The organism is Pedobacter sp., assembly GCF_965249885.1.
Taxonomy (GTDB): domain Bacteria; phylum Bacteroidota; class Bacteroidia; order Sphingobacteriales; family Sphingobacteriaceae; genus Pedobacter.
Genome location: NZ_OZ252254.1, coordinates 498,552 through 513,988, shown reverse-complemented (window position 1 = coordinate 513,988; position 15,437 = coordinate 498,552). Strand labels below are relative to the sequence as shown.

The window sequence follows — 15,437 nt, the reverse complement described above, 5'->3', positions numbered from 1 at the left end:
CTGATGGTTTGCTATCGATCAAAAGTTAAACGTTGGCCCGTTTCGCTAGTCATGAACTTACCTTTTTGGTAAGCCAAATTTCCCGATACAAAAGTGTGGGTAATGCTTGCATTGAAGGTATCTCCCTCAAATGGCGACCAACCACATTTATACAAGGTATTAAGTTTCGTTACTTTAAAAGCATCATTCAAATCTACTAGTGCTAAATCTGCCCAGTAGCCTTCTCTTATAAAACCACGTTCGCTCAAATTAAAGCAAACAGCTACGTTGTGGGCAGCTTTTTCAGCTATTTTCTCTAATGAGATTTTTCCCTGCAAGTGCATTTCTAAAAGTGCTGGTAGTGCATGTTGCACCAGTGGGCCACCGGATGGCGCTTGTAGGTAGCTTTGGTTCTTTTCTTCGATGGTGTGCGGAGCGTGATCAGTAGCAATCACATCAATTCGGTCGTCTAATAAACCTTGTAAAACCCCTGCTTGGTCTACGGCTGTTTTAACCGCTGGATTCCATTTAATGAAATTACCTTTGGTAGCATAATCTTTATCATTAAACCAAAGGTGATGAATACAGGCTTCGGCCGTTATTCGTTTTTCAGCAAGGGGTAAAGTGTTATCAAATAGTGCTACTTCTTTTGCGGTTGAGATATGCAGAATATGTAGCCGAGTTTGATAGCGTTTTGCTAGCTCTACCGCTAATGACGATGATTTGTAGCATGCCTCCACGCTTCTAATCAAGGGGTGCATGTCGATGGTGATATCCTCTCCATATTTTTCTTTGTAAACCGCTAGATTGTGTCTGATTGTTGCTTCGTCTTCGCAATGTGTGGCAACCAAAATAGGAGCCTTGCTAAAAATATGCTCTAGGGTTTTTTCATTGTCTACCAACATATTTCCAGTTGATGAACCCATGAATACCTTTATTCCGCAAACATTTTTGGCGTCAGTTTTAAGTACTTCTTCTATATTATCATTGCTGGCACCCATATAAAATGAGTAATTTGCTAATGAGGTATGCTTAGCAATAGCGTATTTATCGGCAAGTAAATCTTGTGTCAAGGTGTTTGGTACTGTATTAGGCATTTCCATAAATGACGTAATGCCTCCCGCCACAGCAGCCATACTTTCGGTAAAAATATCTGCTTTATGCGTTAATCCAGGTTCACGAAAATGAACTTGGTCATCAATCATGCCAGGTAATAAATGAAGTCCTTCGGCATTAATTTCTAAATCTGCAACCGCATCAATTTGAGGTGCGATTTTTTCAATGCGACCATCTTTAATTAATAAATCGGAATTAAAAATTTGGCCTTCATTTACAATGTTAGCAGCTTTAATAAGGATCGTACTCATACTTCAAAGTTAAAATTATTGTTGGATATGTATTGGTTAAATACAGAAGATTTAGTCCTTTTCAATTCACAATTCAGTCATTAAAATTTCTTGTTGTCATTTGGTAAATCTAAAATCGTAAATTCGCAGCTATGCCAAAAAAATTCGACGAGTTCAAGCTTAACAGACAAATACTTAATGCTGTGGAGGAGGCCGGTTTTACCGAAGCCACGCCTATACAGGAAAAAGCAATCGGACCAGTACTTTCTGGACAAGACTTATTTGGCATTGCCCAAACTGGTACGGGTAAAACAGCTGCCTACGTACTCCCAATGCTGATGAAGCTCAAATATGCGCAAGGCGAACATCCTAGGGCATTGATTTTAGTGCCAACTCGCGAGCTTGCACTGCAAATTGAGGAGCAAGTACGCTTATTTTCAACCTATACGGATTTGCGTACCGTAGTAATTTTTGGAGGAATTGGTCCTAAAACGCAAAAAGAACAAATTGCCAAAGGGTTGGATGTTTTGGTAGCTACCCCTGGGCGCTTTTTAGATTTGTACCTCACTGGCGATATCAATACGAGGAGCTTACAATTTTTAGTACTCGATGAAGCAGATAAAATGATGGACATGGGATTTATTGGTTCCATACATCGAATATTGGAAGTAGTGCCTCGAAAGCGTCAAAATTTGCTTTTTTCAGCAACTATGAGTGAATTAGTGCAAAAAATCGCTGGCGATTTCCTTAAAAATCCGCTTACCATTGAAGTGGCTGCACAAGCAACGCCAGCGCAAACTGTAGCGCAAAAGATGTATGCTGTGCCCAACTTCAAAACGAAGATTAACTTACTGGCTCACCTGCTCAATAAAGATGAAGAGTTTACAAGATTGATTATTTTTTGCAAGACGAAAACAGTAGCAGATAACATTAATAACTTTGTTGCTCGCAGGTTCGGTGAAGATGCAGTGCGGGTAATTCACGCCAACAAAGGACAAAATACGCGTATCAATTCCATCAATAGTTTTAAGGAAGGTAATGTAAGGGTTTTAGTTGCTACAGATGTAGCCTCTAGGGGAATAGATGTGAGTGAAGTAAGCCACGTAATTAATTTTGATGTACCTATTGTTACCGAAGACTATGTACATCGAATTGGCCGTACTGGAAGAGCTTTTAGTGAAGGAACAGCAATCACTTTTTATAATGAAGCTGAGCGTTACTATATCGGTAAAATTGAGAAATTAATTAGGCAAAAAATACATGAGGAAGAAATTCCACAGTCTGTTTTTATAGAAGAAACGCCTTTTGACGAGCGTCAGACCATGGCAAGGGAAATTGATGCCCAAAAGCGGAAAGAAAATCCCGACTTCAAAGGCGCCTTTCATGAAAAGAAGAAGCAGTATAGCTCTTCTACAAAAAAAAATAACAAAAAAAATTACTCCGCTAAAAACAAAAAACGCAGATAAATTGAAATTAAAACTTACACCTCTAAATATTATTTCGGCGTTAAGTATCATGGCCGTAGGTGGTTTAATCACAAAAAAGGAGTGGCTTTTAGGGGCTAACAATCATGAGTTTAAAAACCCATTGATTGCTTTATTTACACTCGTTTTTTTTGTTTCGTTACTCTGCGATCAAATTTTTAGGAAATTTATTCCAAGTTTGGCAAGACTTTGGATGACACAGTTAATGCTCATTTTGCTAACTGTGTTATTCATTTTGGTCTTGAAAATAAGTGTGTTCGGATAAAATATAAATAACCATAAATAGAATGAAAAAAGCTGAGATCAAGATTACAGTTGAGCTAGATGAAAATAATGTAACTGAAAATTTGCTTTGGGAATCAACAGATTCGCAAAATACAGATAAAGTGGCTGCGAAAGCAATGATTTTAGCACTTTGGGACCATAACTATAAAAATTCAATGCGAATTGATTTATGGACTAAGGATATGCCAGTGGATGAAATGAAGCGTTTTTTTTATGAAACATTGCAAACCATGGGCGATTCCTTTTTAAGGGCCACAGGTGAAAAAAATATTGTGGAAGATCTGCGAGATTACTGCGCTCATTTCGCAGAAAAAATGGGCATTGATAACCAGAGCTAAATTGAACTAACTTAAGCTATTGATAAATAAATGGGCTCACCTGCTTTAAAACAATTACTTGCAAACTTTGCTATAAAGCTGTTGCTCACTTTAATACTAATTGGTTCGGGAGTCTATTTACTTGTCACTAACAACGATAATGCTAACTATTTGAGTCAAAAAGAACAACGTTTGGCTTCTCTAATAACGCTTAGCAAAAACCTCGAACAATGTAGTCACGCTTATTTACAAATAGCTAATTCCGATCACACCAAGATTGATAGCCTTAAGTCTTATTTGAATTCACTTGCTAAAAACAAGTCTTTCTTACCAAAGTATTTAGAGGACGCCGAGAATTACAAGAGTGAGGGGAAAGCGCTAGTAAACAGTTTAGAGGTAGAAGAAGCCTTCTATCACAAGCAGCTAAATTTGATACTGGAAACAGGGGTGGTATCTGCGGTTCCTCCTAACTTCGCAGAATTGATTGCTACGCAAAGTTTGCTCTATAAGTTTATCAAAGCCGATGCTGAAGATTTACACGTAAAAGGCCAACAAAATGCTAAATTACATCAACAATTAGCTTACTTGGTCATTGGCATAGGGATGTTAATAATGATCATGAATAGTTTGATTTATTATAGATCTCGCAAGTCGCTGCAGAAACAAATAGCGCATGAGAAAGAGATTTACAATGCAAAGTTGGCTGCGCAGTTAGCTAACAATGCTAAATCAGAATATTTAGCAATGATTAGCCATGAAATCCGTACGCCAATGAATGGGGTACTTGGAATGTCGAACTTATTGCTACAAGGTGCTTTAACAGATGAGCAAAAAGACTATGCCAAAACGATACATCACAGTGCAGAATCGTTGTTGCGTATTGTAAATGATGTGTTAGATTTCTCCAAGATAGAAGCCGGAAAAATTCAGTTAAATCATGCTGCGGTTGATATAAGGAATTTAATTGAGGAGTTGTTTGGCTTAATGCCAAATTCTACTGATCAGCTTAAAATAAACTTCGTAGTTGACGAAAGCGTACCGCAATTCATTTATACAGATGCTTTCCGCCTGAAGCAAATCTTGTTTAACTTTTTAAGTAATGCAAAGAAATTTACCAGCAGTGGAAGTATAAATTTAGAATGCAAAACGATAGATAAAGAAGAAAATGGAAACATTCGTTTAGGTTTTAGCATAAAAGATACTGGCATCGGGATTGCAGAAGAGAGGATTAAGCTGCTATTTAAGCCATTTGTGCAGGTTGATCACACCAGCGTCCGTAAATATGGAGGTACGGGGCTTGGTTTAAATATCGCGTACAACCTCATCTCAATGATGTCGGGTAAGGTGAAAGTAAATAGCGAAGTAGGAAAGGGCTCTGTGTTTACTTTCTATATCGTTACTAAGGAGATACAGCAAACAAAAAATGTGAAGCAAACGGTGCCACAGAAAGAGCATCGAGTGTTAGACAAAGATCTGTCAGATACATTTCCATTAAGAATTTTAGCGGTTGATGACAATGAAGTTAACTTAATGCTTATCACTAAAACATTGAGTAAGTTAGGCTATTCTTGTAAAAAAGCTTCTAATGGCCAATTGGCGTTAGATATTGTAAAACAAGAAGATTTTGACTTGATATTTATGGATATGCAAATGCCAATAATGGATGGGACTGTGGCTACTACCGAGATAAGAAAGCATTATCGAGTATACGAGTATCCAGTAGTTATTGCGCTTACCGCTAACGCCTTGGGTGATGGAAGAGATAAATGCCTAGAAGCAGGAATGCAGGATTTCATCGCAAAACCCTTTAAACCAGCAGAAATAGAAGAGGTGATAAAAAAATGGGCGCCTAAAATTGTAGTTCATCATAGTAAAGCTCAATCAATTTACTTAAGTTAGTGGTTTAAATTTTACTATGCTAGTTGTAAATAAACCAATGGCTTTAATTGGGCTGTTTTTGTTGCTGATTGCCGCTTTTTGTCCAATACTTCAGGTTCAGATTATTTTTAAGTTGGTAAGTTGGACGTTATATAAAACGGACGTTAGGCTATTTTTAATTACTTATGCTTTAGTAGCTTTAATGGCATTGAGTTTTTTTGTCAGACAACTGCGAGCATATAAAATACTTACTAGAGTGATGTTTGGCTGGATAATTTTGATGGCGGCAGCGGTATATTTCAAGTCAACACACTATTTCAATTTTAAAATAGCCGATAACTTATTGGGCAAGGCCATCCATTTTGAGTGGGGTTGGATTATTTTGTTGATAGGTAGTACCCTATTGTTGTTTAGCGTTAAGAAACCAAGCGTAGCTAACTAATCTTCAGCAGGTGCTGATATAGTTTTTCAGTAGGTAATCCCATTACATTGGTGTAAGAACCCGTTAGTTTTTCGACAACAGTAAGTCCAAACCAATCTTGTATGCCATAACTTCCAGCTTTGTCAAATGGTTGGAAGTTGTTGATATAGTATTCGATTTCTTCCTCATTGATGGTTCTGCAAGAAACTGCTGTACGGTCATAAAATGAACTGATTTTTCCGTTGTAGTTTATGCTTACCCCTGTGAAAACATCATGTGTGCTGCCCGAAAGTTTACTCAACATGCTTTTGGCCTCCGCATGGTCGGCGGGTTTTCCTAGTATTTCACCATTAATGGCTACAATGGTATCTGCGGTAATCACTATGGCATCTGGATTTCCCTCAAATGCCCAAGCTTTTTTTTCTGCTATATAAACTGCAATTTCCGCTGGACTTAATTCGGTAGGGAAGCTTTCATCAACATCTTTCAGCTCAACCGAAAAGTCAAGTCCCATTAACTTTAATAGTTCGTGCCGGCGTGGGGATTTTGAAGCGAGAATAATTGGAAGGCTAAGCTTTAACATTTGTTGCAAATTTGTACAAAAATAGCAAAAGCGGCTAATTTGCCGCTTTTGCTACTATAAAATTTTACTAGGTGTAACTAGTTGCCACCTCTGCGCTCACCCATTCTTTTTTGCATTTCAGCTTTTTGCTCTTCAAGCATAGCTGTATAAGTTTTTTTCTGATCGTCAGTTAAAACAGATGCGATTTTGGTTTCTAAATCAGCTCTCATTTTTTGCATTTTCTCCATCATTGCCTTTCTATCGCCGCCGCCTTGAGCCTCTTCACGAGCTTTTTTCTGCGCTTCTGCTTGTTCAGTAAAAATAGCTGTTAATTTAGTTTTTTGATCGGCGCTCAATTTTAGTTTTTCGTCCAATAGTTTTACTCTTGCTTCAGGATCCATGGCCATTCTTCCACCTGGTCCACCCATGGGACGGCCACCATCTTGTGCTTGAGCGAAAGCCACCATACCAAATAATAGCCCGCAAATCATCATTAATTTTTTCATGTTTATATCGTTTTACGTTTCTTTTTGGATAGTAAAACTTTGATTAGGTTTAATCCGCTGAGAAATATAAAATGTTAAATAATGTTAATGGAATTTGGAGTTGATGAAAGCATAATTAAATATTGAATATGGTGCTCTATTGGTAGTCAGTTGCGAATACAACGGTATACGCCTTCATGTTGTCTACTTACTTGCTTCAGCAGCTGAGGGAATGTTCCCGTTCCAGTCGCCACGTACTTTAAGCACCTTTTCAATCACATCTCTGGCAGCAGCTTCACCGCCATTTTTAGGGGAGATGTAGCGAGCCGCGGCCTTAATTTCATCAACAGCATCGCCAGGGCAGGTTGCAATTCCAACTAATTTCATCACTTCCAGATCTGGAATATCATCGCCCATATACAATACCTGACTAGGTGAGATCCCTTTTTGATGGATGTAATTATTGAAAACCTCGATTTTATTGCTAACACCTAGGAAAACATCAGCGACGCCTAAACCTTCAAAACGTTTATTCATGGCCACACCCTTGCCTCCAGAAATGATACAAATATGATAACCTTTTTTTGCCGCTAATTGAAGTGCGTATCCATCCTTAATATTGAAAGATCGAAGTAATTCGCCACTTTCGGTGGCTATTACTGAGCCATTGGTAAGCACACCGTCTACATCAAAAATAAAGGTGGTGATATTTTTAAGGTCTTGAAGCATAAAAAATATTCAAAGGCTAATTAGTTGATTCCAGTTACTTTAATATAACTGTACACTAAATGCCATTTCCTAATAATTATTGATTATCTCTCCACTCGTAAACCCAAGCAGATTGGATTTGCTCCAAATGACCTTCATTACATTCTTCCCTGGTTCCAGCGAAATTTGGAAGTGTTAAAACCCATTCAAGTAATTCGGTGAATCTGATTCTGTAGATTTTAGCCTCGTCAAATTCATCACCGAATTTTTCATAAAGTTCAAGCGCAATATCTTCGTAATCGTTCCAGTGAATAGGGAGTGCAAATTTATCGTTGTTCATGTTAATGTTGTAAAGTTTGAATGTTTAAATAGGTTAACTGTGTAATAGTTTAACGGCTAACTGATTTTGGAAACTGCCAAAAAAATCCTAATTCGTAAATCTAAAATCGTAATTGGCTTAGTGTCCTAAAAATCCAGACTGATCTGGGATTGTAATTTCAATATCTCCATCTAAAACCACACATTGGCAGGCTAATCGCGATGTAATTTTTGGTCTAACCGCACGATCCACAAAGTCTTCTTCTTTTTCTGAAATTTCCTGGATGTTATCCATTCCCTTGGTTACATAGATATGGCATGTGCTGCATCCGCATACACCTCCGCAGTTGTGTTGCAACTTTATTCCGTTATCTAAAACCACGTCCAGTACATCTTCACCAGCTGCAATTGGCAATTCAACAGGTGTTTTTCCTTCTTCTTCGAAATTTATTTTTAGTTTGAAAATACTCATAATTAATGCAAAAGTAAGCAGCCAAAAATTAAAAAACAGTATTATTTACTCTTTTTAATCTGCTCGCTTAATAGTTGATATATATTTACCCAATTAGGGTTTTCTTGTAGTAATTTTTCATGCTTCGCCATGGTCTGCTCGTCGTTACGTACTGCGGGGCCGGTTTGCACCTCGGTAGGTAAGGCGGTCTGCACTTTATGTGCTGTTTCTGCAATCAGTGGCCTAATCATGTCAAAACTAAGCTGATGCTGCGCTAATAATTGCTGTGCTACACTGTATAAGTAGTTTGGGAAATTACAAGCAAAAACTGCTGATAGATGCAATATTCTCCTTTGATCAGTAGCTACTTCGTAAACCTTTTGGCTCAATGTAACCGCAATGTTTTTTAGCATTTGCAAATTAGTCTCACTATTCGCCTCTAAACAAATTGGTACTTCGTTAAAATCAAGCTCTTTATGCTTAGAGAAAGTTTGCAAGGGATAAAATACCCCATAGTTTTGCAGTTTACTCAAATCGGCTAAGCTTGCCGCACCTGAAGTATGTACCACTAAACCTCTACGGTTAACTAAGGCCGAAGCCACTTCCGTAATAGCATCGTCTTTAACAGCGATAATAACCAGATCACTTCCGTCATCAGCAATTTGATTGATAGTAGTAGCTGCAGTTGCGCTGACAGTTTCTGCCAAAGTTTGGGCATTTTTAAAGTTTTGCGACCAAATGTGTAGCAATGTAGCCCCTGAATTTTTAAGCGCCTTGCTTAAATGAGTTGCAACGTTGCCTGAACCAATGATCGAAACCTTAATGTCCATTAATCTAGCTTTATTTCTCTTTTCCTTCTAAAAATCGAAATTAAGAAGCCAACTACCATCACAATTGTACCCATCCAATATAAGTTGATGAACGGAAATTCAATTGATTTGAACACCACCCAATCTTTAGCTTGCTGCGGTTTCTCAAAAATTTGAAGTTCAAATTTGTTCTCTTCTGGAATAATTTTCGTGAATCTAAGTCTAATGCCTAGCTCATCGTTTTTACGGGCAAAATCAAATGTGTTGTTTCCTTTGATTAAGAATAAAGGCTCCAAGTTATATACTTTGCCACTCACATTAATTTCGATAGGTAAGCTAACCGCTAAATCTTCTTTCTCAACTTTTAAATCTTTAACAACAGGTTTGTTGTTCAAATTTTTAACAGTCAAAATTCCGCTACTCACATGAAGTGTATCGCCTGCGGCAACTTTCACAATACGAGGAGCCTTGTAATTTTCATCCTCTGTATGTCCGTCGTGCTCTGCATGTTCTTCTTTCTTTTGAGCGGCGCTAGTAATGTGAGTATAGATGTCTTTTAATAGGTAATGTTTAGTGTCAGGAGAAGCAATTAAACCCATTCTGTCGTTTTCCTGAATGCTAGGATTTACGGTAAAATCTTCTTTTATTTTACCACTAGCCTGATCTATCACTTTAAAATTAAGTCTGTAATAAGTATTTGGCTGAATGGTGGTATCGCTGATATAAGTCACGGTGTACTTGCCCATTTGCTTAGGCTCATTTTTGTACAGCATGATATTTTCACCAGGTTTAGCAGCTTTTTCGAAATCTTTAACCGGAATGAAATTAGTTTCATTGATAGAGATGGGATTACTTGTTGCAGCCGAAACCAATGCGCCAACCAATAAAAGGGCAAAGCCGATGTGTGCAATGGCCGACCCGGCAAGCTTACTGCCTTTTTTAGTGAATGCACCAGTAAGTAACCTTGCATTTGCCAACACTGCAAAAATACAGCTGAAGGTTAAAATGATGTACATTAAGTTGGTATAGATACCGCTGATCCAAACGAAAGCTCCTGTAATTACCAGTGCGAAAACCACAGAAGATATTAAGCTGCTGTAGAATTTGCGTGGATCGGTTCTTTTGTACTTTAAAAATTGTGAAAAACCCGAAATCAAAGTGATTAGTACCGCAAATGGTGCTTGCCACTGGTTGTAGTATTTTAAATCTTTAGGAACATTGTTAGTACCGAAAATTTTATTGAAAACTGGTCCAGAGGTGGCAAAAATGATGTGAATACAAGAAACGGTCACTACTAAGGCACCGATGAACATCCAAAACTCACGAGAGTAGGTTTCTTCATCTTTGTGCGTAATTGGAAGTTCTTTCCATCTCCATACAATAAAAAACACTGCAAGAAATAAGAACACCACGATATAGGAAATCAACTGTCCGAACATTCCTAAATCGGTAAAGGAGTGTACAGAAGTTTCTCCTAAAATTCCACTTCTAGTTAAGAAAGAAGCATACAATACTAAAATGAAACTCACCAATGTAAGTGCCATTGCAGTGAAGTAAGCATGGCCAGTGTTTTTATAAGCGATAATTACGTGTAGACCGCCAATCAAGGTTAGCCAAGGAATGATTGAGGCATTTTCCACCGGATCCCAAGCCCAAAAACCACCAAAATTAAGTGCTTCGTAGGCCCAAAATGAACCCATGATAATACCAGTTCCTAAAATCATCACCGCAAAGGAAACCCAAGGTAGTACTGGTTTAACCCAATCTTTATAACGTCTTTGCCACAATGCTGCAATGCCATAAGCAAAAGGTACAATCATACTGGCGAAACCTAAAAACAGGGTAGGAGGGTGAATTACCATCCAGTAGTTTTGCAGTAATGGATTTAAACCGCGGCCGTCAGTAATGAAGGTCAGGTAGTTTTTATAGTTTTCAGGATCGGCGAAGACGGCTGGCGCCATTTCCTTTAAATTTACAGCGTCTCTTAATAAAATAAATGGAGATGAACCTACTCTAATCCCCAAAATATCTACCCCTAAAAGCATAGAGGCTAAGAAGGTTTGAGATAATGCAACGATGGTCATTACGCCATTTTCCCAAGATTTCGCTTTCCAGATTAAGATGACACCAAGCAATGTTTGCCAAAAAGACCATAGCCAAAAACTACCTTCTTGACCTTGCCAAAAGGCAGATACGATATAATAAACTGGAAGTTCTTTAGAAGAGTGGGAGTAAACGTAATGATACTCGTTATAATGGTTCAATATCAGATAAAACAACGTAACGCCAATTCCAATAATGCTGATACCATTTAACCAAAAGCCTACCCGTCCAATTTTAGACCAAGATTTATCTTCAATGTTTTTGTTTTGCGTAGCAAAGAAATAGGCAATGGTAGCAAGTAATGAAGCGGCAAACGAAAGTACGATGAAAAATTGGCCAATTTTGCCCGGAAGGAGGTTCTCTCCAATAAACTGTATATCCATTAAGATTTTGATTCTTTTACGTTTTTAGTAGGCTCTTTCACACTGCCATCCTTGTTCACTTCAACCATATTGTCGTTGTATTTAGAAGGGCATTTCATTAATATTTTGGAGGCGTAGAAAGTATCGTTCTGCATTTTCCCAATCAGTACTAATTTTTCAGAACGCTCAAAATCCTGAGGCTTTGAACCGTTAAGTACAACTTTGTTGATGGCGCCATTTTCATCTTTCATATAAAATGCAAAATGGTTAGGATCTTTTAAAGCATCGTAATACATGCCTTTTTCTTTCTCCCAGTAGCCCATCACGTGTTCTTCACGCTCTGATTTTGCGGCTTCTTTAAAGTTGGAATAAGAATCGGTTTCAGCATTTAAGCTCACCAAAAAACCAATGCAAATGGCAATGGTAATTAGACCTACAATAGCACTTTTTTTCATCTGGATTGATTTAAAATACAGCTAACAAAGATAGAAAAACTAAGCTGCTAGCGGATTGCCTATTGTGCATCTTTACAATTAGTTGATAAACAAAAAGCCCCGTAAATAATAATTACGGGGCTTTTGTATTGTTTTAAGATGAATGTTATGGCCAAACGCCTAAATTCATATAAGAAACTGCAATTTTGTCGATAGAATTTACGAAAGCGGCCGTTCTTAAAGTTTTAGTTTCTGGTTTATTTAACCAAGTTTCCCTAATTTCTCTGTAAGAATGGATCATCGTGTCTTCTAATCCTGAATTTACTAATTCCAACTCAGAAGCTCCTTTAACAATCATTAAGCGGTGCTCTGCAGGGATTGTTTTTCCTGTTAAGCTCTCTAAAGTATTGATCAAGTTAGCATTTGAGTTTTCTGCATAGCGATTTTCCATACGGCCGAAAGCTACGTGAGAAAGGTTTTTCAACCACTCAAAATAGGATACCGTTACACCACCAGCGTTGCAGTACATATCTGGAATGATCATACCACCCATTTCAGTGAAAATTTCTTCAGCCTCTGGCGTTACAGGGCCGTTAGCACCTTCAGCAATAATTTTAGCCTTGATGTTGCGGATGTTTTCACCAGTAATTTGGTTTTCTAAAGCAGCTGGAACTAAGATATCACACTCTTGCTCTAAACCTTCTTTTGAATTTTTAAAATCGGTAGCACCCGGGAAACCTAACAGTGAACCTGTGTTTTTACGGTGAGCAAATACTTCGTCCACATTTAAGCCATTAGCATTGTAGATAGCACCTTCGTACTCGCAAATACCTACAATGGTACCGCCAAACTCAGCAATAAATTTTGCAGAGTGATAACCTACGTTACCTAAACCTTGAACGATTACTCTTTTGCCATCTAAGCCTGCAGTTAGGCCCAATTTTTTCATGTCATCAGCATGGCTTACACACTCACGTACGGCATAAGCTACACCACGACCAGTAGCTTCTCTACGGCCGCGGATACCATGTAAAGCAATAGGTTTTCCGGTAACACAACCTAAAGCATCCAATGAACCTGGGTTCATAGTCATGTAAGTGTCGGCAATCCAGCTCATTTCGCGTTCGCCTGATCCGTAATCTGGAGCGGGAACATCGATACCTGGGCCAATAAAGTTCTTTTTAATTAATTCGGTAGTGTAACGACGAGTGATGGTTTCTAATTCTGCAACTGTATAATTTTTAGGATTGATACAGATACCGCCTTTAGCACCGCCAAACGGTACGTTAACGATAGCACATTTATAGGTCATTAGGGCGGCAAGAGCCATTACTTCATCCTCATTTACCATCTCACTGTAACGGATACCCCCTTTGGTAGGGCTCATGTGGTGCGAGTGCTCAACACGCCATGCGTCAATTACTTCAAAGCCGTTTCCTCTGCGTATAGGGAATTGGAAACGATAAACACTGTTACATGCTTTAATTTGTGCCAGTAAACCTTCTGGGTGGTTTGTGAATCTGGCGGCGTCGTCAAAGTTTTTACAAACATCGCTGAAAAAACTTGTTTCATTTGCTGTACTAGCCATTTTTTTGAATTTTGGTTTTATGCTTTTACGGGTGCAAAATTGCAGTAAAATAAACCACTCTTGCAAGTATATTTTGCTTAGTGTATGGTAAACACTATAACGTTTCGGTTCAAAAAAATGTTTCTAGGGCGTTTAAAATTAGTTTTTACGGTCAGATTTTTTTTCTAACAATTTCAAACGTTTGTCGAGGCTGAAAAGATAAAAAAGCAAACCAGCTAAAATTATCACGATACAAATCACCACAATGTAAATTTTACCGTTGTTTCGCAGTTGATCTGCCATCTCAATATCGTTGTTTTGCGCAAATAAAGTAAGGCTTGTAAACAACAATAAAAGCATACTTAATAACTTCTTCATTATCATTAAAGTTGTGAGTTTTCGATTGTTTTTATTCTGAAGCGAAGCGTGTAAATCCAGTAGCCAATTAATATCCATCCCAAACAGGCAGGGTAAAATACCATTCGCATTCTACTATCTAAATCGTAACTGTTGAAGCCTGGATTGCCACCGTTGCCCGGATGCAGCGAATCTTGCAAACGTGGAAGTACAAAAAGTAGCACTACCATCATTGGAAATGCAAATATGTTATAGATGGCCGCAATTTTAGCACGTTTTTGCTCTTCGTCTATCGCGTTGCGTAAAATAAAGTAAGCGAAATATAGTAGGAGGGATATTGCTGCGAAATTTTGCTTAGGATCAAAGCTCCAAAACTGTCCCCAAGTAAACTTTGCCCAAAAGGCACCTGTTACAATACCCAATATGCCAAATATGATCCCTGCATTTGCACTTTCAACTGCTTTGATATCATACTCTTCTTTTTGTTTATTTAAGGACATTACGCTGTACCACACAGAAATGGTGAACAAAACTACCATTGCGAACCACATAGGAACGTGGAAGTATAAATTTCTTATGGTTTCATTAAGGATAGCAAGTCGGGGCACCTCCAACAAAAATCCCGCAATTGCAGTGTAAACTACCAGTGCTGCGGCCAAAATTTTCCACCAAGTTTTATACATATAGGTTGGGTATTGAGTATTTAGATTTTAGTAGTTAAACAACTATGTAATTATCATATCATCAAATTACTAAATCATCACATTATTAATCTCGCCAAAGGTAAGGAAATAACAATAAAGCAACTGTCATCACTAATACATTTATCACTCCTAGCAATCCAATTTCATCTAAACTAACTGCTCTATCTAATCCATCAACCGCATTTTTTGCGAACTTAATTAGTACAATGAGTACAGGAATGATGATTGGAAAGCTCAATATGGCCATCAGCATACCGCCGTTGCCAGTTTTAGAAGCAATGGCTGATACCATAGTGAAAATGGTAGAGAAACTTAAGCTTCCCAATATGGCAGCAACGAAATACATTAAAATGTCAGTATCTTTTGGGAAATCAAAAACCAGTGTGTAAAACAATAGTGCAATTACTGTTAGGATCATCATTAACAGACTATTGTAAATGGTTTTTGCTAAGATCAGCGCTGTGGGGCTAATTAAAGTGTATATGTAAAGCTGTCGGCCTTTGCTTTCCTGAAGGAAACTTTTCGCAATAGCATTAATGGATGCGAATAACATGATGATCCAAAACAAGGCATTCCAAGTAAGTTTTTCAATGCTTAAAAACGACATGTAGCAAACAAAAACCGTAGAAACCACGTAAAGTAAAACACCATTGAGCGCATATTTTGAGCGCCACTCTAAAACGACTTCCTTTTTAATTAAATGTTTTACTTGTTGAGCCAGTTGCATTGGTTCAAAGATACAATGATTTACGATTTTAGATTTACGACTTTAGATTTTTGACACGAATGTTGAAATAGGTTAATTGACTTCAGATTTTACCAATTGTATTTGAACGATTAGATTTTGATCAGAATGCTTCCGCGTCT

The 15,437-nt window shown here is 37.9% G+C and carries 17 protein-coding genes; 4 read left to right on the top strand and 13 right to left on the bottom strand.

Annotated elements, in window-relative coordinates; all coding sequences use genetic code 11:
- Window positions 1–11 precede the first annotated feature (11 nt).
- A complete protein-coding gene (locus tag ACY2A0_RS02155; RefSeq protein ID WP_461787964.1) occupies window positions 12–1,346 on the bottom strand; it encodes a dihydroorotase in 1,335 nt (444 codons plus the stop codon).
- Window positions 1,347–1,477: 131 nt separating this feature from the next.
- Between ACY2A0_RS02155 and ACY2A0_RS02150 the strand changes: the two genes are divergently transcribed.
- The 4 genes from ACY2A0_RS02150 (at window position 1,478) to ACY2A0_RS02135 (ending at window position 5,731) form a co-directional block, all read left to right on the top strand.
- The gene (locus tag ACY2A0_RS02150; RefSeq protein WP_461787963.1) at window positions 1,478–2,791 is read left to right on the top strand and encodes a DEAD/DEAH box helicase; all 1,314 of its coding nucleotides are present in this window, start codon (window positions 1,478–1,480) and stop codon (window positions 2,789–2,791) included.
- 305 nt (window positions 2,792–3,096) lie between these two features.
- Window positions 3,097–3,432 (top strand): gliding motility protein GldC, encoded by a 336-nt coding sequence (gldC, locus tag ACY2A0_RS02145; RefSeq protein WP_461787962.1) that lies wholly within the window; start codon window positions 3,097–3,099, stop codon window positions 3,430–3,432.
- 30 nt (window positions 3,433–3,462) lie between these two features.
- On the top strand, window positions 3,463–5,310 hold the full coding sequence (locus ACY2A0_RS02140) for a response regulator (RefSeq protein ID WP_461787961.1): 1,848 nt from the start codon (window positions 3,463–3,465) through the stop codon (window positions 5,308–5,310).
- Window positions 5,311–5,326: 16 nt separating this feature from the next.
- On the top strand, window positions 5,327–5,731 hold the full coding sequence (locus tag ACY2A0_RS02135; protein WP_461787960.1) for a hypothetical protein: 405 nt from the start codon (window positions 5,327–5,329) through the stop codon (window positions 5,729–5,731).
- Here the strand turns inward: ACY2A0_RS02135 and ACY2A0_RS02130 are convergent.
- The 12 genes from ACY2A0_RS02130 to ACY2A0_RS02075 all read right to left on the bottom strand — a co-directional run bounded on the left by ACY2A0_RS02130 (window position 5,724) and on the right by ACY2A0_RS02075 (window position 15,297).
- A complete protein-coding gene (locus tag ACY2A0_RS02130; RefSeq protein ID WP_461787959.1) occupies window positions 5,724–6,293 on the bottom strand; it encodes a Maf family nucleotide pyrophosphatase in 570 nt (189 codons plus the stop codon). The genes ACY2A0_RS02135 and ACY2A0_RS02130 overlap by 8 nt on opposite strands.
- 77 nt (window positions 6,294–6,370) lie before the next feature.
- Entirely contained in the window at window positions 6,371–6,778 is a 408-nt protein-coding gene (locus ACY2A0_RS02125) for a hypothetical protein (RefSeq protein WP_461787958.1), read from the bottom strand.
- A 183-nt stretch (window positions 6,779–6,961) separates the two neighbouring features.
- Window positions 6,962–7,486 carry a KdsC family phosphatase gene (locus tag ACY2A0_RS02120; protein ID WP_461787957.1) on the bottom strand — a complete coding sequence of 175 codons (525 nt, stop codon included), beginning with the start codon at window positions 7,484–7,486 and terminating at the stop codon, window positions 6,962–6,964.
- Between the two features lie 76 nt (window positions 7,487–7,562).
- Window positions 7,563–7,805 carry a Fe-S cluster assembly protein IscX gene (iscX, locus tag ACY2A0_RS02115; protein ID WP_113639019.1) on the bottom strand — a complete coding sequence of 81 codons (243 nt, stop codon included), beginning with the start codon at window positions 7,803–7,805 and terminating at the stop codon, window positions 7,563–7,565.
- A gap of 117 nt (window positions 7,806–7,922) precedes the next feature.
- Window positions 7,923–8,255 (bottom strand): 2Fe-2S iron-sulfur cluster-binding protein, encoded by a 333-nt coding sequence (locus tag ACY2A0_RS02110; protein WP_113639018.1) that lies wholly within the window; start codon window positions 8,253–8,255, stop codon window positions 7,923–7,925.
- A gap of 41 nt (window positions 8,256–8,296) precedes the next feature.
- A complete protein-coding gene (locus ACY2A0_RS02105) occupies window positions 8,297–9,064 on the bottom strand; it encodes a Rossmann-like and DUF2520 domain-containing protein (protein WP_461787956.1) in 768 nt (255 codons plus the stop codon).
- Window positions 9,064–11,529 carry a heme lyase CcmF/NrfE family subunit gene (locus ACY2A0_RS02100; RefSeq protein ID WP_461787955.1) on the bottom strand — a complete coding sequence of 822 codons (2,466 nt, stop codon included), beginning with the start codon at window positions 11,527–11,529 and terminating at the stop codon, window positions 9,064–9,066. The genes ACY2A0_RS02105 and ACY2A0_RS02100 overlap by 1 nt, the downstream gene beginning before the upstream one ends.
- Window positions 11,529–11,963, bottom strand: a complete 435-nt coding sequence (locus tag ACY2A0_RS02095) for a cytochrome c maturation protein CcmE domain-containing protein (RefSeq protein WP_113639015.1) — start codon at window positions 11,961–11,963, stop codon at window positions 11,529–11,531. Before ACY2A0_RS02095 ends, ACY2A0_RS02100 begins: the two co-directional genes overlap by 1 nt.
- A gap of 145 nt (window positions 11,964–12,108) precedes the next feature.
- Entirely contained in the window at window positions 12,109–13,530 is a 1,422-nt protein-coding gene (locus tag ACY2A0_RS02090) for a Glu/Leu/Phe/Val family dehydrogenase (protein WP_461787954.1), read from the bottom strand.
- 138 nt (window positions 13,531–13,668) lie between these two features.
- Entirely contained in the window at window positions 13,669–13,887 is a 219-nt protein-coding gene (locus tag ACY2A0_RS02085) for a CcmD family protein (protein ID WP_461787953.1), read from the bottom strand.
- A 5-nt stretch (window positions 13,888–13,892) separates the two neighbouring features.
- Window positions 13,893–14,549: a cytochrome c biogenesis protein CcsA gene (gene ccsA, locus ACY2A0_RS02080; protein WP_461787952.1), complete on the bottom strand. Its 657-nt coding sequence runs from the start codon at window positions 14,547–14,549 to the stop codon at window positions 13,893–13,895.
- A gap of 85 nt (window positions 14,550–14,634) precedes the next feature.
- Window positions 14,635–15,297 carry a heme exporter protein CcmB gene (locus ACY2A0_RS02075; protein WP_461787951.1) on the bottom strand — a complete coding sequence of 221 codons (663 nt, stop codon included), beginning with the start codon at window positions 15,295–15,297 and terminating at the stop codon, window positions 14,635–14,637.
- Window positions 15,298–15,437: the final 140 nt, after the last annotated feature.

Excerpts from the sequence above, each read along its gene's own strand:
- ACY2A0_RS02155 (WP_461787964.1), bottom strand. The coding sequence starts at position 1,346 with ATGAGTACGATCCTTATTAAAGCTGCTAACATTGTAAATGAAGGCCAA.
- ACY2A0_RS02150 (WP_461787963.1), top strand. The coding sequence starts at position 1,478 with ATGCCAAAAAAATTCGACGAGTTCAAGCTTAACAGACAAATACTTAAT.
- gldC (WP_461787962.1), top strand. The coding sequence starts at position 3,097 with ATGAAAAAAGCTGAGATCAAGATTACAGTTGAGCTAGATGAAAATAAT.
- ACY2A0_RS02140 (WP_461787961.1), top strand. The coding sequence starts at position 3,463 with ATGGGCTCACCTGCTTTAAAACAATTACTTGCAAACTTTGCTATAAAG.
- ACY2A0_RS02135 (WP_461787960.1), top strand. The coding sequence starts at position 5,327 with ATGCTAGTTGTAAATAAACCAATGGCTTTAATTGGGCTGTTTTTGTTG.
- ACY2A0_RS02130 (WP_461787959.1), bottom strand. The coding sequence starts at position 6,293 with ATGTTAAAGCTTAGCCTTCCAATTATTCTCGCTTCAAAATCCCCACGC.
- ACY2A0_RS02125 (WP_461787958.1), bottom strand. The coding sequence starts at position 6,778 with ATGAAAAAATTAATGATGATTTGCGGGCTATTATTTGGTATGGTGGCT.
- ACY2A0_RS02120 (WP_461787957.1), bottom strand. The coding sequence starts at position 7,486 with ATGCTTCAAGACCTTAAAAATATCACCACCTTTATTTTTGATGTAGAC.
- iscX (WP_113639019.1), bottom strand. The coding sequence starts at position 7,805 with ATGAACAACGATAAATTTGCACTCCCTATTCACTGGAACGATTACGAA.
- ACY2A0_RS02110 (WP_113639018.1), bottom strand. The coding sequence starts at position 8,255 with ATGAGTATTTTCAAACTAAAAATAAATTTCGAAGAAGAAGGAAAAACA.
- ACY2A0_RS02105 (WP_461787956.1), bottom strand. The coding sequence starts at position 9,064 with ATGGACATTAAGGTTTCGATCATTGGTTCAGGCAACGTTGCAACTCAT.
- ACY2A0_RS02100 (WP_461787955.1), bottom strand. The coding sequence starts at position 11,529 with ATGGATATACAGTTTATTGGAGAGAACCTCCTTCCGGGCAAAATTGGC.
- ACY2A0_RS02095 (WP_113639015.1), bottom strand. The coding sequence starts at position 11,963 with ATGAAAAAAAGTGCTATTGTAGGTCTAATTACCATTGCCATTTGCATT.
- ACY2A0_RS02090 (WP_461787954.1), bottom strand. The coding sequence starts at position 13,530 with ATGGCTAGTACAGCAAATGAAACAAGTTTTTTCAGCGATGTTTGTAAA.
- ACY2A0_RS02085 (WP_461787953.1), bottom strand. The coding sequence starts at position 13,887 with ATGAAGAAGTTATTAAGTATGCTTTTATTGTTGTTTACAAGCCTTACT.
- ccsA (WP_461787952.1), bottom strand. The coding sequence starts at position 14,549 with ATGTATAAAACTTGGTGGAAAATTTTGGCCGCAGCACTGGTAGTTTAC.
- ACY2A0_RS02075 (WP_461787951.1), bottom strand. The coding sequence starts at position 15,297 with ATGCAACTGGCTCAACAAGTAAAACATTTAATTAAAAAGGAAGTCGTT.